The organism is Ferviditalea candida (assembly GCF_035282765.1).
Classification (GTDB): Bacteria; Bacillota; Bacilli; order Paenibacillales; family KCTC-25726; genus Ferviditalea; species Ferviditalea candida.
Genome location: NZ_JAYJLD010000113.1, coordinates 1 through 652 on the forward strand (window position 1 = coordinate 1; position 652 = coordinate 652).

The 652-nt window shown below is 54.9% G+C and carries 1 pseudogene; it reads left to right on the plus strand.

Annotation, left to right across the window (positions count from 1 at the left end):
* Window positions 1-652: pseudogene (locus VF724_RS21305) on the plus strand (reverse transcriptase domain-containing protein); the annotation flags it as partial.

Sequence of the window (652 nt, forward strand, 5' to 3'; positions counted from 1 at the left end):
GGCATCGACGGGGTTTCAACCGAACACCTCCGGGAATATGTTCATGCAGCATTGGACAACGATTCGCCGACAATTGTTGGCGGGGAGCTATATTCCGGCACCGGTCCGCAGGGTCGAATCCTGAAACCCGATGGAGGTGGCGTACGTTTACTAGGGATCCCCACTGTGATGGACCCCATGATTCAGCAGGCCATCCTCCAAGTCCTCACACTTGTCTTCGACCCTGAATTCTCACCAAACAGCTTTGGATTCCGCCCGGGAAAGCGAGGGCACGATGCCGTCAGACAAGCACAACGGTACATTCAAGAAGGCTACCGCTTCGTCGTCGACATCGACCTTGCCCAATATTTCGACCGCATCAACCATGACATCCTAATGAGTCGGGTGGCGCGGAATGTCAAGGACAAGCGCGTCTTGAAACTCATCCGGCACTACTTGAAATCCGGCGTGATGCTGGGTGGAGTCGTAATAACGACGGAAGAAGGCGCGCAGCAAGGCGGCCCCCTAAGCCTGCTGCTTGGGAACATCCTGCTGGATGACCTGGATAAGGAATTGGAGAAACGGGGTTGCGCTTTTGTCGCTACGCGGACGACTGTAACATCTACGTGAAAACAGAGAGCGCAGGGATGCGAGTGAAAGCTAGCATTCAGAG